This window comes from Streptomyces sp. NPDC050625, from assembly GCF_040654755.1.
Classification (GTDB): Bacteria; Actinomycetota; Actinomycetes; order Streptomycetales; family Streptomycetaceae; genus Streptomyces.
Window position 1 is genome coordinate 175,696 of sequence record NZ_JBFAIQ010000017.1, and the last position, 25,686, is coordinate 201,381.

Genomic DNA, 25,686 nt, shown 5'->3' on the forward strand with positions numbered 1-25,686 from the left:
ATCGGGTTCGGTCGGGTTTTCCCAGGTCAGCGGGATTGTCAGTGCGTGGGTGCAGGATGGACGCATGGTCAGCTCCGCACACCGAGCCCTCGACGGCTTCTCCCCCGCGACCCGCGGCTGGTTCACGGGGGCCTTTTCCGCGCCCACCGCGGCCCAGGCGGGCGCGTGGCAGGCCATCGGCGAGGGTTCGGACGTGCTGGTGGTGGCCCCGACCGGCTCCGGCAAGACGCTGGCCGCCTTTCTCGCCGCGCTGGACCAGCTCGCCTCGACGCCCGCGCCGGCCGACCCGAAGAAGCGCTGCCGCGTTCTGTACGTGTCACCGCTGAAGGCCCTCGCGGTCGACGTCGAGCGCAACCTCCGCAGCCCGCTCACCGGTATCCGTCACGAGTCCTTGCGCCTGGGCCTGCCCGAGCCCGAGGTCAAGGTCGGCATCCGCTCCGGCGACACCCCGGCCGCCGAGCGCCGCGCCCTGTCCACGCGCCCGCCGGACATCCTGATCACCACCCCGGAGTCCCTGTTCCTGATGCTGACGTCGGCCACGCGCGATGCGCTGACCGGCGTGGAGACGGTGATCCTGGACGAGGTGCACGCGGTCGCGGGCACCAAGCGCGGCGCGCATCTGGCGCTCTCCCTGGAGCGGCTGGACGAGCTGCTGCCGCGGCCCGCCCGCCGCATCGGCCTGTCCGCGACGGTCCGCCCGGTGGACGAGGTGGCCCGCTATCTCTCCCCGCGCCGCAAGGTGGAGATCGTCCAGCCCAAGTCCGGCAAGGAGTTCGACCTCTCCGTCGTCGTCCCGGTCGAGGACCTGGGAGAGCTGGGCGGCTCCCCGGTGGCCGACGGCAACGAGGGGGGCGAGCGGCCCTCGATCTGGCCGCATGTCGAGGAGCGGATCACCGACCTGGTCCAGGCCCACCGCTCGACGATCGTGTTCGCGAACTCCCGCCGTCTCGCGGAGCGGCTGTGCAACCGGCTCAACGAGATCGCCTACGAGCGTGCGACCGGCGAGCCCCTGGAGGAGCACCACTCCCCCGCCGAGCTGATGGGCGGCTCGGGCGCGGCCCAGGGCGCGCCGCCGGTGATCGCCCGCGCGCACCACGGCTCCGTCTCCAAGGAGCAGCGCGCCCTGGTCGAGGAGGACCTGAAGGCGGGCCGCCTGCCCGCCGTGGTGGCCACCTCCAGCCTCGAACTGGGCATCGACATGGGTGCGGTGGACCTGGTCGTCCAGGTCGAGTCCCCGCCGTCGGTGGCCTCCGGCCTGCAGCGGGTCGGCCGTGCGGGACACCAGGTGGGCGCGGTCTCCACCGGCGTGGTCTTCCCGAAGTACCGGGGCGACCTCGTGCAGGCCGCGGTGGTCACCGAGCGGATGCGCTCCGGCTCCATCGAGTCCCTGAGGGTGCCCGCCAACCCCCTGGACGTGCTCGCGCAGCAGCTCGTCGCGATGACGGCCCTGGACAGCTGGCAGTTCGACGACCTGCTCGCCGCGGTCCGCCGCGCCGCGCCCTTCGCCTCGCTCCCCGAATCGGCGTTCACGGCGGTCCTCGACATGCTCGCGGGCCGCTACCCGTCCGACGCCTTCGCCGAGCTGCGCCCGCGCGTGGTGTGGGACCGCGTGACCGGGACGATCACCGGCCGCCCGGGTGCCCAGCGCCTCGCCGTCACCTCCGGCGGCACGATTCCCGACCGCGGTCTGTTCGGGGTCTTCCTCGCCGGGGCGGATCCCAAGAAGGGTGGCGGGCGGGTCGGCGAGCTCGACGAGGAGATGGTCTACGAGTCCCGGGTCGGTGACGTGTTCACGCTCGGCACCAGCTCGTGGCGCATCGAGGACATCACGCGCGACCGCGTCCTGGTCTCCCCCGCCCCCGGGGTGCCCGGCCGCCTCCCTTTCTGGAAGGGCGACCAGCTGGGCCGCCCGCTCGAACTGGGCCGCGCGGTGGGCGCGTTCCTGCGCGAGGTCGGCTCGCTGCCCAAGGACGACGCCCGCCTGCGTCTCCTCGCCGCGGGCCTCGACGCCTGGGCCGCGGACAACGTCCTGTCCTACCTCGACGAGCAGCGCGAGGCCTGCGGCCACGTCCCGGACGACCGGACGATCGTCGTGGAGCGCTTCCGCGACGAACTGGGCGACTGGCGGGTCGTCGTGCACTCCCCGTTCGGCGCGCAGGTGCACGCCCCGTGGGCGCTCGCCCTCGGCGCCCGCCTCTCCGAGCGCTACGGCATGGACGCGCAGGTCATGCACGCCGACGACGGCATCGTGCTGCGCCTGCCCGACGCAGATCTGATGGGCCTGGACCTGCTCGACCAGGAGCCGCGGAAGGCCGGCACGGAATACGACGCCGACCAGGCTCCGGTCGGCGCGGCCGACGTCGCCTTCGACAAGGGCGAGGTCGACCAGATCGTCACCGACCAGGTCGGCGGCTCGGCCCTGTTCGCGTCCCGGTTCCGCGAGTGCGCCGCCCGCGCGCTGCTGCTGCCGCGCCGCAACCCTGGCAAGCGCACCCCGCTGTGGCAGCAGCGCCAGCGTGCGGCCCAGCTGCTCCAGGTGGCCAGCGAGTTCGGATCGTTCCCGATCGTCCTGGAGGCGGTCCGCGAGTGCCTCCAGGACGTCTTCGACGTCCCCGGCCTCGTCGAGCTGATGGGCGACGTCGAGTCCCGCAAGGTGCGCCTGGTCGAGGTCACCACCCCCGACCCGTCCCCCTTCGCGCGCTCCCTCCTGTTCGGGTATGTGGCCCAGTTCCTGTACGAGGGCGACTCCCCGCTCGCCGAGCGCCGTGCCGCGGCGCTCTCCCTGGACTCACGACTGTTGGCCGAGCTGCTGGGCCAGGCGGAGCTGCGCGAGCTGCTCGACGCGGAGGTGCTGACCGAGCTGGAGCGGGAGCTCCAGTGGCTCACCGAGGACCGCCGCGTCAAGGACGTCGAAGGCGTCGCCGATCTGCTGCGGATGCTGGGGCCGCTCACGGACACCGAGCTGGCCGAGCGGGGTGCCGAGCCGCAGTGGGCCCAGGAGCTGGCCGGAGCCCGCCGGGCCATCCGGGTGCGGATCGCCGGCGCCGAGCACTGGGCGGCCGTCGAGGACGCGGGCCGGCTGCGCGACGCCCTGGGCACGGCGCTGCCGGTCGGCGTCCCCGAGGCCTTCACCGAGCCGGTCAAGGACCCGCTGGGCGACCTCCTGGCCCGGTACGCCCGCACACACGGCCCGTTCACCTCGACCACGGCGGCGGCCCGCTTCGGCCTGGGCGTGGCGGTCACGGAGGGCGCCCTGCAGCGGCTCGCCGCGGGCGGCCGTGTCGTGCAGGGCGAGTTCCACCCGGCGGGGATCGGCCAGGAGTGGTGCGACGCGGCCGTGCTGCGCCGACTGCGCCGCCGCTCGCTGGCCGCCCTGCGGCACGAGCTGGAGCCGGTGCCGCCCGCCGCCCTGGCGCAGTTCCTGCCGCAGTGGCAGCACATCGGCAAGGGCCACGGGCTGCGCGGCATCGACGGACTGGTGCGTGCCATCGAGCAGTTGCAGGGTGCCTCCGTGCCCGCGTCCGCCCTGGAGAAGCTGGTATTGCCGTCCCGCGTCGCGAACTACACCCCTGCGATGCTCGACGAACTCACCGCCGCGGGCGAGGTGGTGTGGGCCGGCGCGGGCGCCCTGCCCGGCAAGGACGGCTGGGTCTCCCTCCACCTGGCGGACGCGGCCCCGTTGCTCCTGCCACCGCCCCATCCCCTGGAGCTGACCGCACTTCACCAGTCCGTCCTGGACGTGCTGTCCGGTGGCTACGGCCTGTTCTTCCGTCAGATCGCCGACCGGGTGAGGGCCACCACGCACCCCGACGTCACCGACCCGCAACTGGCCGACGCCATCTGGGACCTGGCCTGGTCCGGACGGCTCACGAACGACACCCTCGCCCCGATGCGCTCCGTCCTCGGCTCCGGCCGCACCGCGGGCTCCACGGCCCATCGCGCCAAGCGCACGGTCCCGCGCGGGCGTTACGGCTCCCTGACCGCGGCCGCCCGCACCGCCTCGCGCACCGGCCCGCCGACCGTGGCCGGCCGCTGGTCGCTGCTCCCCCAGCGTGAGCACGACGCCACCGTGCGCGCCCACGCCCTGGCCCGCGCGCTCCTCGACCGGCACGGCGTGGTCACCCGGGGAGCGGTTTCGGCGGAGGGCGTCGAGGGCGGCTTCTCCGCCGTGTACCGGCTCCTGTCCGCCTTCGAGGAGAGCGGCCAGGCACGGCGCGGCTATGTCGTGGAGGGGCTCGGTGCGGCCCAGTTCGCGATGGACGGGGCGGTGGACCGCCTGCGCGCGGTGGCCAATGCCCGCGAGCGGGGCGAGGGCCTGCCCGGTACGGGCCCCGGGAACGGCGGCTCGCCGGGGTTCGGGCCACCGGACGACACGGCCTTCCCCGCCCCCTTCGGCCAGGCCGACACCGGTTTCGACCTGACCGCCCTCGACACCGACTTCGACAGCGACCTCGACCGGCCGGCGGACCGCCGCACCGCACCGGGCGACTACGTCTCCCCCCGGGACTTCGCCGCGCCCGGTTACGGCGGCCCCCGGGGCGGTCCGGCCACCCCTTACGGCTACGGCGACCGGCGCACCCGTACGCCCGCCGCCGACACCCGGGCCGTCGTGCTCGCCGCGGCCGACCCCGCCAACGCCTACGGCGCCGCCCTTTCCTGGCCCGAGCCGCCGACCGGGGCAGGGCACAAGCCGGGGCGCAAGGCGGGCTCGCTGGTGGTGCTGGTGGACGGCGAGCTGACGCTCTACATGGAGCGCGGCGGCAAGACGCTGCTGGCCTGGCCCTCCGCGCCAGACACCGATGCGGGCGACGACCCCCGCCTGCGGGCAGCCGCTCAGGCCCTGGCGGCGGCTGCCCGCGCGGGCACCCTCGGCACGGTCACGGTGGAGCGGGTCAACGGCGCCTCGGCCCTCACCTCCCCCATCGGCGCTCTCCTGGAAGGAGCGGGCTTCATCGCGACCCCGCGCGGACTGCGGCTCAGAGCATGATCCGCGGGGCAACGACGCGACGACCGGCATGTCACCCTTGACCCATGCCCGAGGGTGACACGGTCTGGCAGACCGCGAGGCGGTTGCACGACGCGCTCGCGGGCCGGGTGCTGACCCGTAGCGACCTGCGGGTGCCCAAGTACGCCACGGTCGACCTCACCGGCCGTACGGTCCTGGAGGTCACCCCGCGCGGCAAGCACCTGCTCACCCGCGTCGAGGGCGGCCTGACGCTGCACTCGCACCTGAGGATGGACGGCTCCTGGAAGGTCTACGGCAACGCCCAGCGCTGGAGCGGCGGCCCGGCCCACCAGATCCGCGTGATCCTCGGCAACGCGGAGCGCACCGCGGTGGGGTACCGCCTCCCGGTCCTCGACCTCCTGCGCACCACCGACGAGTCCCGCGCCGTCGGGCACCTCGGCCCCGACCTCCTGGGCCCGGACTGGGACCCCGACCAGGCCCTGGTCAATCTCCTGGCGGACCCCGCCCGTCCCCTCGGGGAGGCCCTGCTCGACCAGCGCAATCTGGCCGGCATCGGCAACATCTACAAGAGCGAGCTCTGTTTCCTGCTCGGCGCCACCCCCTGGCTCCCGGTGGGGGCGCTGCCCGCCGACCGGGCCGCCAAGCTGCCGGCGCTCGCCAGGAAGCTCCTGGAGGCGAACCGCGACCGTCCGGTGCGCAGCACCACGGGCCGGCGCGGCCAGGACCTGTTCGTGTACGGCCGCGCACCCCGCCCCTGTCTGCGCTGCCGCACCCCGGTCCGCGCGGCCGACCAGGGCGACGGCTCCCGGGAGCGCCCCACCTACTGGTGCCCTGGCTGCCAGCAGGGCCCCGCCCCGGCGCCGGGCTCCCCGCGGGCCCGTCGAATCCGCCCCCGTACAGGCAATTGACGATCCGTCAGGACCGCTCGTACCGTCACTTCATGCCCGTCAAGGCGTACGACCTCACCGGACGCACCGCTTTCGTCACCGGCGCCGCCGGGGGCATCGGCCGGGCCTCCGCCGTCCTGCTCGCCGAGGCGGGTGCGACCGTGCACCTGGCCGACCTGGACGTGGACGGGCTGCACGGCACGGCCGCCCTGATCAAGGACCGGGGCGGCAGCGCCCGCACCCATCCCCTCGACGTGACCGACCGGGTGCAGCTGGCGCAGGCCGTGCGGTCCTGCGCGCGCCTGGACGTGATGGCGGCGATCGCCGGGATCATGCACAGCAGCCCGGTCCTGGAGACCCGGGACGAGGATCTCGACCGGGTGCTGGACGTCAACTTCAAGGGCGTGCTGCACGCCTGCCAGGAGGCGGCCCGGCTGATGCTCGCCCAGGGCACCGCGGGCAGCATCATCACCATGGCCTCGGGCGCCGTCGACACAGGCGGACCGGGACTGCTCTGCTACGGCGCGGCGAAGGCGGCCGTGGTCCAGCTGACGAAGACCCTGGCGAACGAGGTCGGCCGGCACGGCATTCGCGTCAACGCCGTCGCCCCGGGCTGGGTGCGCACGCCCATGACCGAGCGCCACGACCGTGAGACGCAGGCGCAGGTCGAGTCGCGGATGGCCCGGATGTCACCGCTCGGCAGGGTCGGCGAGCCGGACGACATCGCGCATGCCGTGCTCTACCTGGCGTCCGACGCGTCGTCGTTCACGACGGGTCAGATCCTGCGCCCGAACGGGGGTGTGGCGATGCCGTGGTAGCGGTCGTCACGCGCCCCGCCCGCCAGGCCGCCACCCATCGCCCCGGACCCACGGCCCGCCTCGCCCGCATCTTGGGCACACAGTGCACCGGCAGCAGGCTCAGCCCCCAGCCGCCTGCCACCACGGCTCCCTCCAGCACCCCCGTGTCCGTCCCCGACGCGAGCCGCAGCACGGCCCACCACCACACCACCCCGAGCCCGAGAGCAGCCCCCCACCGCACTATTCGCCCCACCATGGCCGCCACCTCCAGCCGGACGCTAGAACGCCGCCTCACGCTCCGGGGAGGCGCACCAAGGGCTCATCGATGCAACACAGGGTGACACCACAGCTGAGTGTCCGGGCGGCAGCCGGCGTCAAGGGCACGCTCATGCGTTCTCCGCCTGGAACATCCAGTGGTGCTTCTCGAGATCCGCCGTGATCGAGATGAAGATGTCCTGCGACACCGGGTCCGCCTTCCCGGTCGCCTCCACCCGCTCCCGCATTCGTGTGATCACCCGTCCGAGTGCATCCACGAGCGTCCCCACCGCGTCCGTGTCCTTGACCCAGCCTGCGGGTGTCGCCCCGATGCCGCTGCCGGCCGCCACCGTGGAGGCGCGTCCGTCGGGCGGGACTCCCAGGGTGGACGCCCGCTCCGCCACCGTGTCGGAGTGGGTCCGGGCGGAGTCGACCACCTCGTCCAACTGGAGGTGGATCGACCGGAAGCGGGGACCGACGATGTTCCAGTGGATCTGCTTCGCGGCCAGCGAGAGGTCCACCAGGTCGACGAGCGCACCCTGCAGCGCCTCGGACACGGTCTTGCGGTCCGGGTCGGACAACGTGCTCTTCACGACGTACATGCGCATCCTCCGTTGGCTCCGCCCCGCCACGTCCCTCCACCATGACGGCCCCGCCTCATACCGGCAAATGGACGCAAACCGGATCACCGGAAGGTGTGGCGCACCACACGAAGGCCCCGGCCGCTCTCCCCCGGGTCTCCCCGGAGAAGCCCCGGCCGGGGCCTCAGACGTGTTGCGTCACAGAGCCACGCGCGTGAACGTCACGCGGCGACCACGTCCACCGCTTCGGCAGGCGCCTTGATGGTCACCCGCTCCGGTGGCACACCGGTCACCGAGACGGAACCCAGCATCGGGCGAACCGGCGTGGGTACGGGCTCGGTGGCCGCGGCAGACTGGGCCAGCTCGGCGAGGGCGAGCTCGTCGCTCACTTCCCGCATGAGCTCGGACATCCGTACGTCCAGCGCGTCGCAGATGGCGGCGAGCAGTTCGGAGGAAGCCTCCTTCTGCCCCCGCTCCACCTCGGAGAGATAGCCGAGTGAGACTCGGGCGGACGAGGAGACTTCGCGCAGAGTACGGCCCTGGCGTTGGCGCTGCCGACGCAGCACGTCACCAAGCAGGCGACGGAGCAGAATCATCGGTGGCTCCCTCCTCGGACCGCGTAGCCGCATCCTTCACGCCCCACCGTACCGCCTTGCGCCGCGGCCGTGCGGGGAGCGATGTCGTGTTCACTCAGGGCTGCAAACATCAAAACCCCCCGTTCTGTTCCGTATCCTGTGCCCGCTCATTCCCGGTCTGTTCGCCCGCAAGCCCCTTCAGGAGCAGTGCGAGTACGCTCCGTACACTCTCCATACGAATTTCCGCGCGGTCGCCGTTCAACCGCAGGGCCTCGACTTTTCCGCCACCGGCGGAACCGGAGTGCGCCCCGAAGGGGCCGTCGACGGCCACGAAGACCGTCCCGACGGGCTTGCCGTCCTGTGGTTCGGGACCGGCCACACCGGTCGTCGCAAGGCCCCAGTCCGCCCCCAGCGCCTTCCGCACTCCGGCCGCCATCTGGGCCGCGACCTGCGGATCCACCGCACCGGACTGGGCCAGCAGAGTGGCGTCGACGCCCAGCAGTTCATGCTTCAGTTCTGTGGCGTAGGCGGTGACCGACCCACGGAAGACCTTGGAGGCACCGGGGACCGTTGTGATCTCCGCCGCGACCAGACCGCCGGTGAGCGACTCGGCGACGGCGAGCGTCTCGCCCCTCACCGTGAGTAGTCGCACCAGTTCGGCGGCCGCAGAATTCACGCTTCCGTCTCCTCCGAGGCCGCCTTGCGTTCGGCGATTCCCTGCCTGCGCAGCACAATGGCCTGTCTCACATAGTCGAGGCCGGTCACCACGGTCAGGACGACCGCCGCGGCCATCACCCACCACCTCAGGGTCGCCAGCCACCCCGTCAGTGCCAGCACGTACATCCCCACGGCGATGCCCTGGGTGAGAGTCTTGAGCTTGCCGCCGCGGCTCGCCGGAATGACGCCGTACCGGATGACCAGGAAGCGCAGCAGCGTGATCCCCAGTTCCCGGCCGAGGATGACCGCCGTCACCCACCACGGCAGATCGCCCAGCGCGGAGAGACAGATCAGCGCCGCTCCCATGATCGCCTTGTCGGCGATGGGGTCGGCGATCTTCCCGAAGTCGGTGACGAGGTTGTAGGTGCGCGCGATATGGCCGTCGAACAGGTCGGTGATCATGGCGATGGCGAAGGCGGCCCAGGCCAGCGAGCGCCACGCCGGGTCATAGCCACCGCCCGCCAGCATGAGCGCCACGAAGCCGGGGACGAGCAGCAGCCGGAGCATGGTCAGCAGATTCGCCACGTTCCACAGGCTGGCCTCGTTGACGGCCGCGGCCGCCAGCTTCCCGCCGCGCGCGGGCCTCGCCCCGCCCTGCGGCTCGGCGCCCTGACCGGAAGCGGAAGAGGCAGAAGCAGAGCCGGGGGCGGCACCGGAACCGGCGGCGGAGCCCGTGGCGCCCTGCGCGCCCGGGGAACCACCCGCGGCGGATGCCGGTACTCCGGTCATCTGCCCGCCTCCTCACTGCGCGCGAACGGGCCCGGCAGGGGCTCGGCCACCAGGTCGACACCCTCCGTACCGACCACCTTCGCCTCGACCATACGACCGACGGACAGACCTTCGCCGCTCGTGAGCAGGACCTGGCCGTCCGTCTCCGGGGCCTGGTGCGCCCCACGGCCGTGGACGCCCTCCTCCTCGTCGACGGACTCGACGAGCACGTGCACGGTCTCGCCGAGCCGCTCCTCGGCCCGCTGCGAGACGAGCTCCTCGGCCAGCCGAGAGACATGGGCCAGCCGCTCGGCGACGACGTCCTCGTCGAGCTTGCCGCCGTACGTCGCCGCCTCCGTGCCCTCCTCGTCGGAGTAGCCGAAAACACCGATGGCGTCCAGGCGCGCATGGTTCAGGAAGCGCTCCAGCTCGGCCAGGTCGGCCTCGCTCTCGCCGGGGAAGCCGACGATGAAGTTGGAGCGCACGCCGGCCTGCGGGGCCTTGCCGCGGATGGTGTCGAGGAGCTCCAGGAAGCGGTCGGTGTCGCCGAAGCGGCGCATCGAGCGCAGCACGTCGGGCGCGGAGTGCTGGAAGGACAGGTCGAAGTACGGGGCGATCTTCGGGCTGGAGGTCAGCACGTCGATCAGACCCGGGCGCATCTCGGCCGGCTGGAGGTAGCTCACACGCACCCGCTCCAGGCCGTCGACCTCGGCGAGCTCGGGCAGCAGGGACTCCAGGAGACGGATGTCGCCCAGGTCCTTGCCGTACGAGGTGTTGTTCTCGGAGACCAGCATGATCTCCTTGACGCCCTGCTCGGCCAGCCAGCGCGTCTCGTTCAGCACGTCGCTCGGGCGGCGGGAGATGAAGGAGCCGCGGAAGGACGGGATGGCGCAGAAGGAGCAGCGCCGGTCGCAGCCGGAGGCGAGCTTCACCGAGGCGACCGGGGCACCGTCCAGCCGGCGGCGCAGGGGCGCACGGGGGCCGGACTGCGGGGCCAGGCCCTCGGGGAGGTCCGTGGGAGCGCCGTGACCCGGAAGCGCCACCTCGGTCGCCGAGTCCTGGCGCTGCGCCGGGCTGATCGGCAGCAGCTTGCGCCGGTCGCGCGGGGTGTGGGCGGCGTGGATGCCGCCGCCCAGGATGGTCTGCAGACGGTCGGAAATGTTCGCGTAGTCGTCGAAGCCGAGCACGCCGTCGGCCTCGGGGAGGGCATCGGCGAGTTCCTTGCCGTACCGCTCGGCCATGCAGCCCACCGCCACGACGGCCTGGGTTCTGCCGTGCTCCTTGAGGTCGTTGGCCTCCAGGAGGGCGTCGACGGAGTCCTTCTTGGCGGCCTCGACGAAGCCACAGGTGTTGACCACGGCGACATCGGCGTTCGAGGCGTCCTCCACGAGCTGCCAGCCGTCCGCCTCCAAACGGCCTGCGAGCTCCTCCGAGTCCACCTCGTTACGGGCGCAGCCGAGAGTGACGAGTGCGACGGTACGGCGTTCAGGCATGGGCTCAAGACTACTTCGTCCCACAGACAGCCCACGTCGACGGGGTTGGCCGATCTTGGCCAACCCCGTGCGTACTCGACCGATCGAACCCCTTATCCGACCTCGGGGTCGCCCTTCGTGTACGTCAGGCGCTCCACGGCGCCCGGCTGGAAGGCGTCCTCGATCTTCTTGCCGTTGACGTAGAGCTGGATCGCGCCGGCGTCGCCCAGGATGAGGTTGATCTTCGAGCTGTCCTGGAAGGTCTTCGAGTCGCCCTTCTTCAGGAGCCCGTCGAAGAGCATCCGGCCGTTGTGGTCCTTGGCCGAGATCCAGCTGCGCCCGTTGACGGCGCTCACCTGGACCGTGACCTTGTCCTGCGGCGCGGCCGCGATGGCGCTGTCCGACGGCTCGGGCTTGCCGGCGGGCTCGCTCTTCTTCGGTGTGGGCGAGGCGGACTTGTCGGCCGTCGGCGAGGCGCCCTGGGCCACCTGGTCCTTGGCGTTGCTGCCGTCGTCGCCGCCCTTGAACACGGTGAAGCCGACGAAGCCGATCACGACGACGATCGCGGCGACCATGGCCGCGGTCCAGTTCGGTCCGCGGCGCTCGGGGCGGATACGTTCCGCCTCGAACAGCGGGGCGGCAGGGGTCGGCGCGGGACGCCCGCCGTGCTCGGCGTCGTACTGCTCGATCAACGGGGCCGGGTCGATGTGCACGGCCCTGGCCAGGGTCCGGATGTGCCCGCGGGCGTAGACGTCTCCGCCACAGGGAACGAAGTCGTCGGCCTCGATGGCATGCACGATGGCGATACGGACGCGAGTGGCACTGCTGACGTCGTCGACGGTGAGCCCGGCCGCGATGCGCGCCTGCTGGAGGGCGCGCCCGACCGAGGTGCGGGCTTCCTCGGATACGTCGTGGAACGGACGCTCGTCTTCAGGGGAGTTGCCGATGGACACGGGGGCGCCTTTCGAGCGTTTTAGCCACCTGTGCTGGAGGTTCAGTCTAGGGGGGGTACGAAAGGGTGAGGCAACCGGGCGGTATGACTTTGTACGCCATCGGTATGGCCGGTCATCCCGATGACGGGCCAGGCACGAACCCAGTGTGGTACCCGCGCCTGTCCTTTCGCTCAACTTGACGTACGTTGCAGGGAAACGGTTGCCCGCGGATCACTAACGGGTGGATCACGACCGTGTCTCCACCTGGCTCCAACCGGTCCACCGGGCGGACATATCCCTACCCTTCAGACTCCCCGCGTATCACAGCAAGGACGCCGTCCAGCTCATCGGGCTTCACCAGAACGTCGCGCGCCTTGGAGCCCTCGCTGGGTCCGACGATGTTCCGGGACTCCATGAGGTCCATCAGCCGCCCGGCCTTGGCGAAGCCGACACGCAGCTTGCGCTGGAGCATGGACGTCGAGCCGAACTGCGTGGTGACCACCAGTTCGGCCGCCTGGCACAGCAGGTCGAGGTCGTCGCCGATGTCCTCGTCGATCTCCTTCTTCTGCTTGGTGCCCACGGTGACGTCGTCCCGGAAGACCGGCGCCATCTGGTCCTTGCAGTGCTGGACGACGACGGCGACCTCTTCCTCGGTCACGAACGCGCCCTGCATACGGGTCGGTTTGTTCGCGCCCATCGGCAGGAACAGACCGTCGCCCTTGCCGATGAGCTTCTCGGCGCCGGGCTGGTCGAGGATGACGCGGGAGTCGGCCAGGGACGAGGTCGCGAAGGCGAGCCGCGAGGGCACGTTGGCCTTGATGAGACCGGTGACGACGTCGACCGAGGGGCGCTGCGTGGCCAGCACCAGGTGGATGCCGGCCGCGCGCGCGAGCTGGGTGATGCGCACGATCGCGTCCTCGACGTCACGCGGCGCGACCATCATCAGGTCGGCGAGCTCGTCGACGATCACCAGCAGGTACGGGTACGGCTGGAGTTCCCGCTCGCTGCCCTCGGGCAGCTTCACCTTGCCGTTGCGGATCGCCTCGTTGAAGTCGTCGATGTGCCGGAAGCCGAACGCGGCCAGGTCGTCATACCTGAGGTCCATCTCCCGTACGACCCACTGGAGCGCCTCGGCGGCCCGCTTCGGGTTGGTGATGATCGGCGTGATCAGGTGCGGAATGCCCTCGTAGGCGGTCAGTTCGACGCGCTTGGGGTCGACGAGGACCATCCGGACGTCCTCGGGGGTCGCGCGGACCATGACGGACGTGATCAGGCAGTTGATGCACGAGGACTTACCGGAACCGGTGGCTCCGGCGACCAGGATGTGCGGCATCTTCGCGAGGTTGGCGGTGACATAGCCGCCCTCGACGTCCTTGCCGAGCGCGACCAGCATCGGGTGGTCGTCCTCGGACGCGTCCGCCAGGCGCAGCACGTCACCGAGGTTGACCATCTCCCGGTCGGTGTTCGGGATCTCGATGCCCACCGCCGACTTGCCGGGGATGGGGCTGATGATCCGCACGTCCGGGCTGGCGACGGCGTACGCGATGTTCTTGGTGAGCGCGGTGATCCGCTCGACCTTCACCGCGGGGCCGAGCGTGACCTCGTAACGGGTGACCGTCGGTCCGCGCGTGAAGCCCGTGACGTCGGCGTCCACCTTGAACTCGGCGAAGACCTGGCGCAGGGAGTCGACGACCGCGTCGTTGGCGGCGCTGCGCGCCTTGCCGGGTCCGCCGCGGGCGAGGAGGTCGAGGGAGGGCAGGGAGTAGGTGATGTCGCCGGAGAGCTGGAGCTGCTCGGCGCGCGGCGGCAGGTCGCGCGCCTCCTCGGGGGCCGCCTTGGTCAGGTCGGGCACGGCCTGCTCGACCGCGAGCTTCTCCTGCCGGGGCCGCCGCGCCGGGGCCGGGACGGGGGTGGGGGTCGGCGTCGGTGTCGTGTCCTCGCGGTCGCCGATGCTCACGCCCTGGGTGAGGTCTGCCACCAGCGGGGAGGGCGGCATGCCGTGCAGCACGGCGCCGTCGAGGTCGGCGGCGGCCGCCGCGGCGATGTCCACGGCGTCCAGCTGCCGGTCCATCGCGGGCTGCGGCACCGCGGAGCGCCTGGGGCGGCCGCGGCGCTTGGCGAGGGCCTGCTGCTCGGCGCCGTCGGGGTCGTAGTCCTGGGGGGCGCTCCGGCGCCTGCGGGGGCGCGCGGGCAGCGACTCGCGCCACTGGTCTTCGTAGCGCTCGTCGTCCTCGGTGAGATCGTCCTCCACGGGATCGTGTACGACACCGAGCCGCACGCCGAGGGCCCGCAGCCGCTGCGGGATGGCGTTGACCGGGGTGGCGGTGACGACGAGCAGCCCGAAGATCGTGAGCAGGACCAGCAGCGGTACGGCGAGAACCTTGCTCATCGTGTACGTCAGCGGGGTCGCCGCGCCCCAGCCGATGAGGCCGCCGGCATCCCTTATCGCCTGCATGCCGTCACTGCGCGCGGGCGAACCGCAGGCGATGTGGACCTGGCCGAGCACGCCGATGACGAGCGCGGACAGGCCGATCACGATGCGGCCGTTGGCCTCGGGCTTCTCGGGGTGGCGGACGAAGCGCACCGCGATGACCGCGAGCAGTATCGGCACGAGCAGGTCGAGGCGTCCGAAGGCGCCGGTCACCAGGATCTCGACGAGGTCGCCGACGGGACCGCGCAGATCGGCCCAGGTGCCGGCGGCGACGATCAGAGCGATACCGAACAGCAGGAGTGCCACGCCGTCCTTGCGGTGCGCCGGGTCGAGGTTCCTCGCGCCCTGCCCTATGCCGCGGAAGACGGCGCCCACGGCATGTGCGAGCCCGAGCCAGAGGGCGCGCACCAGCCGGTAGATGCCCCCGGTGGGGCTCGGCGCCGGCTTCGGCGGCGGCGCCGACTTCTTCGCCGCGGCCTTCTTGGCGGGGGCCTTCTTCGCGGCGGCCTTCTTCGCCGGTGCCTTCGCGGGAGCGGCCGCCTTCTTGGCTGGCTGCTTCTTGGCTGCGGAGGGACGTGAGGCCATGGAAGTGAGATTACCGGTGGAGACGACAGTGGACACGCGTGCCGGGTGCTTCACCCGATCGTGTCGCCCTTACTGGGGCGCGAAGCTGACGCGCCCTCATGCGCAACTGCGTCCGAGGCGGGCGTCAGTTCTGCGTGGGGACCGAGGGGGCACCGGTGCCCGTGCCCGGTTCCAGGGCGTCGAGTGCGCGGCGCAACCCGGTGAGTTTGCGTTCGAGATGGGCCGCGGTGGCCACCGCGGCCGCGTCCGCGGAGTCGTCGTCCAGCTGCTTGGACAGCGCCTCGGCCTGCTCCTCGACGGCGGCGAGCCGTGCGGAAAGTTCGGCGAGCAGCCCCGCCGACTCCTTGCCGGCGCCGACCGCGCCCTTGCCGCCGCCCTCCAACTGGAGCCGCAGCAGCGCCGCCTGCTCCCGCAGCTGGCAGTTCTTCATGTACAGCTCGACGAACACGGACACCTTCGCGCGCAGCACCCAGGGGTCGAACGGCTTGGAGATGTAGTCGACCGCGCCCGCCGCGTATCCGCGGAAGGTGTGGTGCGGGCCGTGGTTGATCGCGGTGAGGAAGATGATCGGGATGTCCCGGGTCCGCTCCCGCCGCTTGATGTGCGCGGCGGTCTCGAAACCGTCCATGCCCGGCATCTGAACGTCCAGCAGAATGACCGCGAAGTCGTCCGTGAGCAGTGCTTTGAGCGCTTCCTCCCCGGACGATGCCCGCACCAGCGTCTGATCGAGCGCAGAGAGGATGGCCTCCAGCGCCAGCAGATTCTCCGGCCGGTCATCGACCAGGAGGATCTTGGCCTTCTGCACCATGGCCCGCCCTCCTCGCCCCGGCGGTACACCGGGCGCCGCCCCAGGGGACGACTCCCTATCGCCGCCCGTCCTTGTGCCGGTCATGGTAGCCGCACCCCGACCGTCGCCACACCCTGTCACCGCGATGTCACTGTGCACGTAGCAGAAACGCAGCGGGAGACCAGAAGGTTCCCCGAATCCCGCACTTCTACACGGGTTCGGCCACCCTGAGTCAACAACTCCGCTCGTACACCGAAGGTTCCCACAGCGTTCGCCCCGAGCCCGCTCGCGCCCGTCACTCCTCTCGCATCCACTGCCGCATCACCGCCAGCAGATGGTCGGGATCGACCGGCTTCGTCACATAATCGGATGCACCCGACTCGATCGCCTTCTCCCGGTCGCCCTTCATGGCCTTCGCGGTCAGCGCGATGATCGGCAGCCCGGCGAACTGCGGCATCCTGCGGATCGCCGTGGTCGTCGCGTACCCGTCCATCTCGGGCATCATGATGTCCATCAGCACGACCGCCACGTCGTCGTGCTGCTCCAGCACCTCGATGCCCTCGCGGCCGTTCTCGGCGTACAGCACGGACAGGCCGTGCTGCTCCAGAACACTGGTGAGCGCGAACACATTGCGGATGTCGTCGTCGACGATCAGCACCTTCTCGCCGCCGAACCGCACCACGCGGTGCGCCCTGGGCGCCGCGAGCTGATCGCCGACCGTCCACGCCTCCGTCCGGTCCTCGGCCCCCGGAGCGCCCCGCCTGCGGCGCCGGAAGAGGGCGGCGGCGCCGTTCTGCGTCTCCTGGTACGACTTCACCTCGGCCGGCGTCTCGACCTCCGCGCCGACCAACTCGGCCAGCTGCGCCGCGGAGGCGACCAGGTCGCCCGCCTCCAGCGCGGGCACCGGCTGCTGATAGCCCTGCGGCGGCAGTTCGCTCGGGTGCAGCGGCAAATACAGCGTGAACGTCGAACCGCGTCCCGGCTCGCTCTGCGCGTGGATCTCACCACCGAGCAGCTGTGCGATCTCCCGCGAGATCGACAGCCCGAGGCCCGTGCCGCCGTACTTGCGGCTGGTCGTGCCGTCCGCCTGCTTGAAGGCCTCGAAGATCACCCGCATCTTGCTCGCCGCGATTCCGATACCGGTGTCGGTCACGGAGAACGCGATCAGCTCCGCGTCCGGGTCGTTGACCGACCCCGCCTCCAGCAGCTGCTCCCGGATCGCCATCGGCACGCCCGCGCCGGCCGGCCGGATCACCAGCTCCACCGACCCGGAGTCGGTGAACTTCACCGCATTGGACAGCAGGTTGCGCAGCACCTGCAGGAGGCGCTGTTCGTCGGTGTGCAGCGTGGCCGGCAGCTCCGGCGACACCCGTACGGACAGATCCAGGCCCTTCTCGGCGGTCAGCGGCCGGAAGGTGGCCTCCACGTAGTCGACGAGCTGGACCAGCGCGATACGCGTCGGGGAGACGTCCATCTTGCCTGCCTCGACCTTCGACAGATCGAGGATGTCGTTGATCAGCTGGAGCAGGTCGGAGCCGGCGCCGTGGATCGTTTCGGCAAACTCGACCTGCTTCGGGGAGAGGTTCCCCTCGGCGTTGTCGGCGAGCAGTTTGGCCAGAATCAGCAGCGAGTTGAGCGGCGTACGCAGCTCGTGCGACATGTTGGCGAGGAACTCGCTCTTGTAGCGCATCGACACGGCGAGCTGCTCCGCGCGCTCCTCCAGGACCTGCCGCGCCTCCTCGATCTCGGTGTTCTTCACCTCGATGTCGCGGTTCTGCTGGGCCAGCAGCTCGGCCTTCTCCTCCAGTTCGGCGTTGGACGACTGGAGCGCCTTCTGCCGGTTCTCCAACTCGGCCGACCGCTCCCTCAGTTGCTCGGTCAGCTCCTGCGACTGCTTCAGCAGCACCTCCGTCTTGGTGTTGACGGAGATGGTGTTGACGCTGGTCGCGATCATCTCGGCGATCTGGTTGAGGAAGTCCTTCTGGATCTGCGTGAACGGCGTGAAGGAGGCCAGTTCGATGACGCCGAGCACCTTGCCCTCGAACAGCACCGGCAGCACGATCACCTGTGCGGGCGGGGCCTCGCCGAGCCCGGAGGAGATCTTCAGATAGCCGCTGGGCGCGTTCTCCACCAGGATCGTGCGCTTCTCCTGGGCGGCCGTCCCGATCAGCGCCTCACCCGGCCGGAACGACGTCGGCATGGAGCCCATCGAGTAGCCGTACGAACCGAGCATGCGCAGCTCGTACGCGTCCTCGCCCTCCGTGCTCGGGTCCTTGCCGTCGACCAGCGGCATGGCGAGGAAGAACGCGCCGTGCTGCGCGGAGACCACCGGGGTCAGCTCGCTCATGATCAGCGAGGCCACGTCGTCCAGGTCGCGGCGGCCCTGCATCAGCGCGGAGATGCGGGCGAGGTTGCCCTTGAGCCAGTCCTGCTCCTTGTTGGCGATGGTGGTGTCGCGCAGGTTGGCGATCATCTTGTTGATGTAGTCCTGCAGCTCCTGGATCTCGCCGGACGCGTCCACGTCGATCTTCAGATTCAGGTCGCCGCGGGTCACCGCGGTCGCCACGCGCGCGATGGCGCGCACCTGCCGGGTCAGGTTTCCGGCCATCTCGTTCACGGACTCGGTGAGGTCGCGCCAGGTGCCGTCCACGTCACGCACGCGTGCCTGGCCGCCGAGCTGTCCCTCCGTGCCCACCTCGCGGGCGACCCGGGTGACCTCCTCGGCGAAGCTGGACAGCTGATCAACCATGGTGTTGATCGTCGTCTTGAGTTCGAGGATCTCACCACGGGCGTCAATGTCGATCTTCTTCGTCAAGTCGCCCTTGGCGATGGCCGTGGTGACCATGGCGATGTTGCGCACCTGACCGGTCAGGTTGGACGCCATCTGGTTCACCGACTCGGTGAGGTCCTTCCATGTGCCCGCCACACCCGGCACATGCGCCTGACCACCGAGGATGCCGTCCGTACCCACCTCACGGGCCACCTTGGTGACCTGGTCCGCGAACGAACTCAGCGTCTTGACCATGGTGTTGATGGTGTCGGCGAGCTGAGCCACCTCGCCCCGCGCCTCGATCGTCACCTGCCGCGTCAGATCGCCGTTGGCGACGGCCGCCGAGACCTGGGAGATGTTGCGCACCTGCATGGTCAGGTTGTTGGCCATCAGGTTCACGTTGTTGCTGAGGTCCTTCCAGATGCCCGTGACACCCGGAACGTTCGCCTGACCGCCCAGGATGCCCTCGGTGCCCACCTCACGGGCCACCCGGGTCACCTGCTCGGCGAAACTGGACAGCTGATCAACCATGGTGTTGACCGTCGTGACGAGCTCAAGGATCTCGCCCTTCGCGTCAACAGTGATCTTCTTGGACAGGTCGCCCTTGGCGACCGCGGTCGTGACCTCGGCGATGTTGCGGACCTGGATGGTCAGGTTGTTCGCCATGAAGTTCACGGACTGCGTGAGGTCCTTCCAGGTGCCCGCGACCCCCTGCACCTCGGCCTGACCACCCAGGATGCCCTCGGTACCCACCTCTCGGGCCACACGCGTGACCTCCTGGGCGAACGACGACAGCTGGTCGACCATCGTGTTCAGGGTGTTCTTGAGCTCCAGGATCTCCCCGCGCGCGTCCACGGTGATCTTCTGGGAGAGGTCACCCCGGGCCACCGCCGTCGCGACCTGGGCGATGTTGCGCACCTGGGCGGTGAGGTTGCCCGCCATGCCGTTCACGGAGTCCGTCAGGTCACGCCACACACCGGCCACACCGGGCACCTGCGCCTGACCGCCGAGCCGGCCGTCCGTGCCCACCTCGCGGGCCACCTTGGTCACCTGGTCGGCGAAGGCGGAGAGCTGGTCGACCATCGTGTTGATCGTGTTCTTCAACTCAAGGATCTCGCCGCGCGCGTCGACGTCGATCTTCTGGGACAGGTCGCCCCGGGCCACCGCCGTCGTCACCTGCGCGATCTGCCGCACCTGCGAGGTCAGGTTCCCCGCCATGAAGTTGACGGAGTCCGTCAACTCCTTCCAGGTGCCCGAGACGCCGTCCACCCGGGCCTGACCGCCCAGCCGGCCCTCCGTGCCCACGTCCCGGGCCATCCGCGTGACCTGGTCGGCGAAGCTCGACAGCTGGTCCACCATCGTGTTCACGGTGTTCTTCAGCTGGAGCATCTCGCCGGAGACGTCGACCGTGACCTTCTGCGACAGATCACCGTTGGCCACCGCCGTGGTCACCTGGGCGATATTGCGGACCTGGCCGGTGAGGTTGCGGAATGCGGTGTTGACGGAGTCCGTCAAGTCCTTCCAGGTACCGGCCGCGCCCGGCACCTGCGCCTGACCGCCCAGCTCACCCTCGACACCGACCTCCCGCGCCACGCGCGTGACCTCGGCGCCGAACGACGACAGCTGGTCGACCATCCCGTTGACGGTGTTCTTCAGCTCCAGCATCTCGCCGGCCACGTCGACCGTGACCTTCTGCGACAGGTCGCCACTGGCCACCGCCGTCGTCACGGCGGCGATGTCCCGCACCTGTGTGGTCAGGTTCCGGAACACCGTGTTGACGGAGTCCGTCAGGTCCTTCCAGGTGCCCGCGGCACCCGGCACATTGGCCTGACCGCCGAGCCGCCCCTCGGCACCGACCTCGTTGGCCACGCGCGTGACCTCGTCCGCGAAGATCCGCAGCGTCTCGGTCATCTGGTTGATCGTCTCGGCGAGCTGAGCGACCTCGCCGCGTGCCGGGACGGTCACTTTCTGCGACAGGTCACCGCTGGCGACGGCCGTGGTGACCTGGGCGATCCCGCGCACCTGGGCGGTGAGGTTGCCCGCCATCGTGTTGACGGAATCGGTGAGCTCCTTCCACACACCGGCCACCCCGGGCACCTGAGCCTGACCGCCCAGAATGCCCTCGGTGCCCACCTCGCGCGCGACCCGCGTCACCTCGGAGGAGAAGGAGGACAGCTGCTCCACCATCGTGTTGACGGTGTTCTTCAGCTCCAGCATCTCGCCGGCCACGTGGACGGTGACCTTGCGTGACAGATCACCCCGGGCGACCGCGGTGGTCACCAGCGCGATATCGCGCACCTGCGCGGTCAGCCGGTTCGCCATCGTGTTGACGGATTCCGTCAGGTCCTTCCACGAACCGGACATACCGCGCACCCGGGCCTGACCGCCCAGCTTGCCCTCGGTGCCGACCTCACTGGCCACACGCGTGACCTCGTCGGTGAACGTCGACAGCTGGTCGACCAGATTGTTGACGGTCCGCCCGACCCTGAGGAACTCACCGCGCAGCGGATGCCCGGTCCCGTCCGGCGCCTGCGTCCGCAGCTCCATGCGCGGCGACAGATCGCCCTCGGCCACCGCCGTCAGCACCCGGCCGACCTCGGAGACGGGCCGTACGAGATCGTCCACGAGTGCGTTGGAGGCGTCGATGGCAGCCGCCCAGGAGCCCTCACAGGCCCCCGTCTCCAGCCGCTCCGTGAGTTTCCCCTCACGTCCGACCATGCGCCGCACGCGCGACAGCTCACCCGTCAAATGCAGGTTGCGGTCGGCGACCTCGTTGAAAACCGCGGCGATCTCCGACATCACGCCGTCACCGGACACCGTGAGCCGCTTGCGGAAATTCCCGTCACGCATCGCCACGAGAGCGACCAGCAGACGGTTCAGGGCAGCCGTGTCCACCGTCGTCGTCCCGTTGCGCTGCTTGCTCAGGGACTGTCCGCCTTTCGCGCGCGTCTTCGTTCCACGCGTCGCTTCGCCAGACTCCACTGTGTCCCTCCCGCAGGGGTCGACCGTTACTGCCGTGCTCGGGCACTTCTGCTCGGTGTACCGGTTACCTCGGCGTACCGGTTACTGCTGCGTATTTCTGCCAGATGTATTCCGGCCACACCAGGGGCTGCTGCCCGCCGTACACGGAACACACTCAGTCTGGCCGGACCTTCACCAGAAGCTTGCCCAGTGTTTCACCCCTGCTGAACCCGGCCATAACAGTTCGGCAGCTTCGCACATCGTCCGCACACTCTGAGGGCGTAAACACCGACGACCGGCATCCGATCGGACGGCGAAGGTAAGTAACCTTGCATGCGGCTGTCCAGCCGCACCGGTCCGTCCGGCCTGGGCGGTGGCACGAGAACGAGCGCGCATCGGAGGGGCGGCCGCAGACCATGAGCACGGGAGTGATCCCCGGGGGACAGTCCCCGGAGCCGCGTCCGGCGGGCACGCAGATGCCCCACCAGCGGCACGAGCAGGTCGGACAAGGCGCCCACCACATCGACAACCGGTCGAGGAGTTCTGTGATCACCGCGCGCGCGGCCGCCAACTTCGAGCCCGTCGGGCGGTCGGTCGCGATCGCCCGGTCCTTCGTCCGCGACACCCTCCAGGGATGGGGATTCGCCGACATCGTCGACGACGCCGTGGTCCTCACCAGCGAACTGGTGACCAATGCCGTGGTGCACGCGGGCACCCACGCCGACGTCCTGTGCCTGCGCAGCGAGGACGGCGTACGGATCGAAGTGGCCGACCGCTACCCGGAACGCGAGGTCCCGCTCCAGAGCTCGGCCGTCAACATGGGCAGCCCCGACCGCGAGGGCGGCCGGGGCCTGCAGCTCTGCGCCGCCCTGGCCGGCCGCTGGGGCGTGGAGTACACGCCCACCCACAAGAACGTCTGGTTCCAACTCGACCTCCCGGAACGCCCGCTGGGCACCCGGGCCGCCGGCCCGTCCCTCCCCGCCGACCTCCTCCCGCTCGCCGACGGCCGGGTCCGCGTCGCGGTCGTCCAGATCGACCGCAAGGGCTCCGTCAGCGCCTGGAACGAGGACGCCGAGGAACTTTTCGGCCATCCTGCCGACCAGGTCACCGGCAGACCGCTCACCGACCTCGCGGCCTGGCCGCACACCCCGGGCACCGGCACCGGCATCGCGGAGGCGCTCCAACTCTCGCGCTGGGAGGGCAGTTACGGAATCCGGGGCGCGGACGGCCGGGTGACGCCGGTGTACGCCTCCCACCTCCGCGTCCGCGACACCGGCGGCGAGCCCTCCACGGTCTGCCTCCTGGTACGGGACCACGAACGCGCGGTCCTCCAGACGCCGTTGCGCGTCCCGGCCTCCGACGCGCCCGCCTCCTCCGACGGACAGAGCACCGACCCGTTCGAGGTGTTCATCGGCTCCCCCGCCCCGGACGACCTCGACGGCCTCCTCCAGCGCACGGTGGAGCGCGCCCGGGACATGCTCGACGGCGACTCCGCGTTCCTCCTGCTGGCCACGGACGACGAAACGGAGCTGGAGGTCCGCGCCTCCACCGGCCTGCCCTCCGCCCGCCAGCGCTTCGCCCGCGTCCCCGTCGAGGCCGGCCCCGGCCGCTACGGCTCCGCCCGGATGCCCGCCGTACACGACGACCTTGCGGCCGTACCGGGCGCCGTCCCGCTGCTGAACGCCACGGGCATGCGCTCGGTCGTCACGGTTCCGCTGAAGGTCGAGGGCCGGCTGACCGGCTCCCTCGGCGTCGCGGCCGAGGCTCCCGGCAGATACTCCAACGAGGAGGCGCTGCGCCTCCAGTTCGCCGCCGACCGCATCGCCCTGGCCGTCGAATCGGCCCGCCTCGGCGAGCTGGAGCGCCTGCGCCGTGGCTCGCTCAGCTTCCTCGTCGAGGCCTCCGACCTGCTCGCCGGAACCCTGGACCGCGACCAGACCCTGGCCCTGATGGCCCAGATGACGGTCCCCACCCTCGCAACCTGGTGCGCCGTCTACACCATCGCCGACCAGGCCTCCGAGCCGTATCTGTCGTACGTCCTGCACGAGGACGAGGAACTCATCGACGGCATCAAGTCGTTGCTCTCCAAGATTTCCCCGCCCGACCCGGTACCCACGCCCGGCGCCCGCGTCTGGACGGCCCCCGGCGAGGCCGCCCACGAAGCCGCCCTGCGCAGCTCGATGCGCAGCCTCGGCCTGACCGGCGGCCCGACCCACCAGGTCGCCTCTGGCATCGGCCCGACCCTCGCGACGGCCTCCGCGGTCGGCGGCGAGACGGTCGTCCTGCCGCTCGTCGCCCGCAACCGCGTCATCGGCATGCTGACGCTCGGCAAGCCGACCGACGAACACTTCCGCCAGGAAATCCTGGAGCTGGCCGAGGACTTGTCCCGCCGGGCCGCCCTGGCCCTGGACAACGCCCGCCTCTACTCGGAGCGCACGGCCATCAGCCAGTCCCTCCAGCGCAGCCTCCTGCCGCCGGGACTCCCGACCATCGAGGGCGTCGAGGTCGAGGTCATCTACCGCGCGGCCGGCGAGGGCAACGAGGTCGGCGGTGACTTCTACGACGTCTTCCCGATCCACGACGGCGCCTACGGCTTCGCCATCGGCGACGTCTGCGGTACGGGCCCCAACGCGGCGGCGGTGACGGGTCTGGCCCGGCACGCCCTGCGCCTGCTGGCCCGCGAGGGCCTCAGTGGCCCGGCCGTCCTGGAGCGCCTGAACTCCGCGATCCTCGACGAGGGCGCCCGCAGCCGCTTCCTGACGCTCCTGTACGGCGAGATGCGTCCCCAGGAGGACGGCAGCGCGGAACTGAAGGTCGTCTGCGCCGGCCACCCGCTCCCGCTGCGCCTGCGCCAGGACGGCACGGTGGAGGCCGCGGCCGAACCACAGCCGCTGCTCGGTGTCATCGAGGACCTGGAGCTGTACGAGCAGACGGTCACCCTCGACCCGGGCGATGTCCTGCTCTGCGTCACGGACGGTGTCACGGAGCGCCGCGAGGGCAGCCGCATGCTGGGCGACGACGGCCTCGCCGACGTCCTCACCACATGCACCGGCCTCACGGCGGGAGCGGTCGCGGCACGCATCATGCGCGCGGTGGAGCGCTTCGCCTCCGACGCCCCGTCCGACGACATGGCGATCCTGGCGATGCGAGTACCCGGCCTCCACGTGGACTAGGAGCAGGGCCGCACCGGGGCATGAAAAAAGCCCCGCCCATGTGGGCGGGGCCTTTTGGCTGAGCCCCCAAACGGAATCGAACCGTTGACCTTCTCCTTACCATGGAGACGCTCTGCCGACTGAGCTATAGGGGCCTGTCACCATTTGAGGTTTCCCTCGCGGCAACCGAATAGATCATACCCCGAACAGAGCCGTGTTCCCAAACCCGTTCAGTGATCGTCAGAAGGCAGGCTGAAGCAGTCCCCCGAGGGCATTGCACGCGGATACGACCCGCTGCATTTCCCGCTTCGTCAACGACGCGTCCACGGGCAGCGCCAGCGTCTCGTCCGCGGCCCGCTCGGTCTCCGGCAGCGACACACACCGCCGGTACTCCGGCAGCCGGTGCACGGGCGTCTTGACCGGCACCCGGCATTCAACTCCCTTGGCCCGCACGGCGCGCGCGAAGGCGTCACGGTCCGGCCGCCCGTTCCCGGGCACCCGCACGACGTACTGCTGGTACGTGTGTCCGTCACCGCCGTCGGGGGTCCATACGCCCCGCAGCTTGCCGTCCAGGAACGCGGCACGCTCCCTGCGCTGCGCGATCTCGTCGTACGGCGCCTCGGACTCCCCCTGCTCCAGCACCAGGAGCCCGTGCCGCTGCCCGACACCGTGCAACCGCGCGATGTCGGCCCGACGTCCGAAGCGGTGGACGACAACAACGGCCGCGGAGCGGGCAGTTATGGCCGCCTCGACGGCCGACACGTCCAGGCAGTACGTCACCGGGTCTATGTCGGCGAACACCGGGAGCGCGCCGGCCAGCGTCACGGCCTCGGCGACTTCCACGTTCCCGAAGGCCGGCACGACGACCTCGTCACCGACTCCGACGCCGGCGGCCCTGAGCATTGCAGCAGTACCCATGCTGTGGATGCTCCGGCCGGAACGTGAACGTCAAGTTACGCATACCAGAAAAGGGTCGGTCCCCGAACCGAAGTTCGGGGACCGACCCTTTCAAAATTTGTTCGGCGGTGTCCTACTCTCCCACAGGGTCCCCCCTGCAGTACCATCGGCGCTGTGAGGCTTAGCTTCCGGGTTCGGAATGTAACCGGGCGT

Annotated in this window: 15 protein-coding genes, 1 tRNA gene and 1 rRNA gene; 4 read left to right on the top strand and 13 right to left on the bottom strand. The window is 70.6% G+C overall.

All coding sequences use genetic code 11. The features are described 5' to 3' along the window. The first annotated feature begins 64 nt into the window (after window positions 1-64). Genes AB0I54_RS30845 through AB0I54_RS30855 form a run of 3 tightly spaced genes read left to right on the top strand, consistent with a single transcriptional unit; the run spans window position 65 to window position 6,671 of the window. Window positions 65-4,987, top strand: a complete 4,923-nt coding sequence (locus tag AB0I54_RS30845) for an ATP-dependent helicase (protein ID WP_363299485.1) — start codon at window positions 65-67, stop codon at window positions 4,985-4,987. A gap of 44 nt (window positions 4,988-5,031) precedes the next feature. Next, window positions 5,032-5,874: a DNA-formamidopyrimidine glycosylase family protein gene (locus AB0I54_RS30850; RefSeq protein WP_363299486.1), complete on the top strand. Its 843-nt coding sequence runs from the start codon at window positions 5,032-5,034 to the stop codon at window positions 5,872-5,874. Between the two features lie 32 nt (window positions 5,875-5,906). After that, entirely contained in the window at window positions 5,907-6,671 is a 765-nt protein-coding gene (locus AB0I54_RS30855; RefSeq protein WP_363299487.1) for an SDR family NAD(P)-dependent oxidoreductase, read from the top strand. Here the strand turns inward: AB0I54_RS30855 and AB0I54_RS30860 are convergent. From AB0I54_RS30860 to AB0I54_RS30905, 10 genes are all read right to left on the bottom strand, one after another. Then, entirely contained in the window at window positions 6,619-6,906 is a 288-nt protein-coding gene (locus AB0I54_RS30860; RefSeq protein WP_363299488.1) for a hypothetical protein, read from the bottom strand. The two genes, AB0I54_RS30855 and AB0I54_RS30860, sit on opposite strands and share 53 nt — an antisense overlap. Before the next feature lie 130 nt (window positions 6,907-7,036). After that, window positions 7,037-7,507 carry a DNA starvation/stationary phase protection protein gene (locus tag AB0I54_RS30865; protein WP_363299489.1) on the bottom strand — a complete coding sequence of 157 codons (471 nt, stop codon included), beginning with the start codon at window positions 7,505-7,507 and terminating at the stop codon, window positions 7,037-7,039. Between the two features lie 200 nt (window positions 7,508-7,707). Beyond that, window positions 7,708-8,082 (bottom strand): helix-turn-helix transcriptional regulator, encoded by a 375-nt coding sequence (locus AB0I54_RS30870; RefSeq protein ID WP_053666341.1) that lies wholly within the window; start codon window positions 8,080-8,082, stop codon window positions 7,708-7,710. 109 nt (window positions 8,083-8,191) lie between these two features. Further along, window positions 8,192-8,737 (bottom strand): CinA family protein, encoded by a 546-nt coding sequence (locus AB0I54_RS30875; RefSeq protein WP_363299490.1) that lies wholly within the window; start codon window positions 8,735-8,737, stop codon window positions 8,192-8,194. Continuing rightward, window positions 8,734-9,507, bottom strand: a complete 774-nt coding sequence (gene pgsA / locus AB0I54_RS30880; protein ID WP_363299491.1) for a CDP-diacylglycerol--glycerol-3-phosphate 3-phosphatidyltransferase — start codon at window positions 9,505-9,507, stop codon at window positions 8,734-8,736. The genes AB0I54_RS30875 and pgsA overlap by 4 nt, the downstream gene beginning before the upstream one ends. Then, the gene (gene rimO / locus AB0I54_RS30885; RefSeq protein ID WP_363299492.1) at window positions 9,504-10,979 is read right to left on the bottom strand and encodes a 30S ribosomal protein S12 methylthiotransferase RimO; all 1,476 of its coding nucleotides are present in this window, start codon (window positions 10,977-10,979) and stop codon (window positions 9,504-9,506) included. The genes pgsA and rimO overlap by 4 nt, the downstream gene beginning before the upstream one ends. A gap of 92 nt (window positions 10,980-11,071) precedes the next feature. Further along, complete coding sequence (locus AB0I54_RS30890) at window positions 11,072-11,911, bottom strand: RodZ domain-containing protein (RefSeq protein WP_363299493.1); 840 nt, start codon at window positions 11,909-11,911, stop codon at window positions 11,072-11,074. Between the two features lie 277 nt (window positions 11,912-12,188). Then, complete coding sequence (locus tag AB0I54_RS30895) at window positions 12,189-14,906, bottom strand: DNA translocase FtsK (RefSeq protein WP_363299494.1); 2,718 nt, start codon at window positions 14,904-14,906, stop codon at window positions 12,189-12,191. Between the two features lie 124 nt (window positions 14,907-15,030). Further along, window positions 15,031-15,714, bottom strand: a complete 684-nt coding sequence (locus tag AB0I54_RS30900) for a response regulator (protein ID WP_363299495.1) — start codon at window positions 15,712-15,714, stop codon at window positions 15,031-15,033. Window positions 15,715-15,988: 274 nt separating this feature from the next. After that, complete coding sequence (locus AB0I54_RS30905; protein ID WP_363299496.1) at window positions 15,989-21,445, bottom strand: HAMP domain-containing protein; 5,457 nt, start codon at window positions 21,443-21,445, stop codon at window positions 15,989-15,991. Window positions 21,446-21,840: 395 nt separating this feature from the next. On the opposite strand from AB0I54_RS30905, the gene AB0I54_RS30910 reads away from it, so the two are divergent. Continuing rightward, the gene (locus tag AB0I54_RS30910; protein WP_363299497.1) at window positions 21,841-24,597 is read left to right on the top strand and encodes a SpoIIE family protein phosphatase; all 2,757 of its coding nucleotides are present in this window, start codon (window positions 21,841-21,843) and stop codon (window positions 24,595-24,597) included. A gap of 61 nt (window positions 24,598-24,658) precedes the next feature. Here AB0I54_RS30910 and AB0I54_RS30915 read toward each other — a convergent pair. The 3 genes from AB0I54_RS30915 to rrf all read right to left on the bottom strand — a co-directional run. Continuing rightward, window positions 24,659-24,731, bottom strand: a tRNA-Thr gene (locus AB0I54_RS30915). 85 nt (window positions 24,732-24,816) lie between these two features. After that, entirely contained in the window at window positions 24,817-25,479 is a 663-nt protein-coding gene (locus AB0I54_RS30920) for a DegT/DnrJ/EryC1/StrS family aminotransferase (RefSeq protein ID WP_363299502.1), read from the bottom strand. 114 nt (window positions 25,480-25,593) lie between these two features. Further along, window positions 25,594-25,686: ribosomal RNA gene (gene rrf / locus AB0I54_RS30925) — 5S ribosomal RNA — on the bottom strand; the annotation flags it as partial.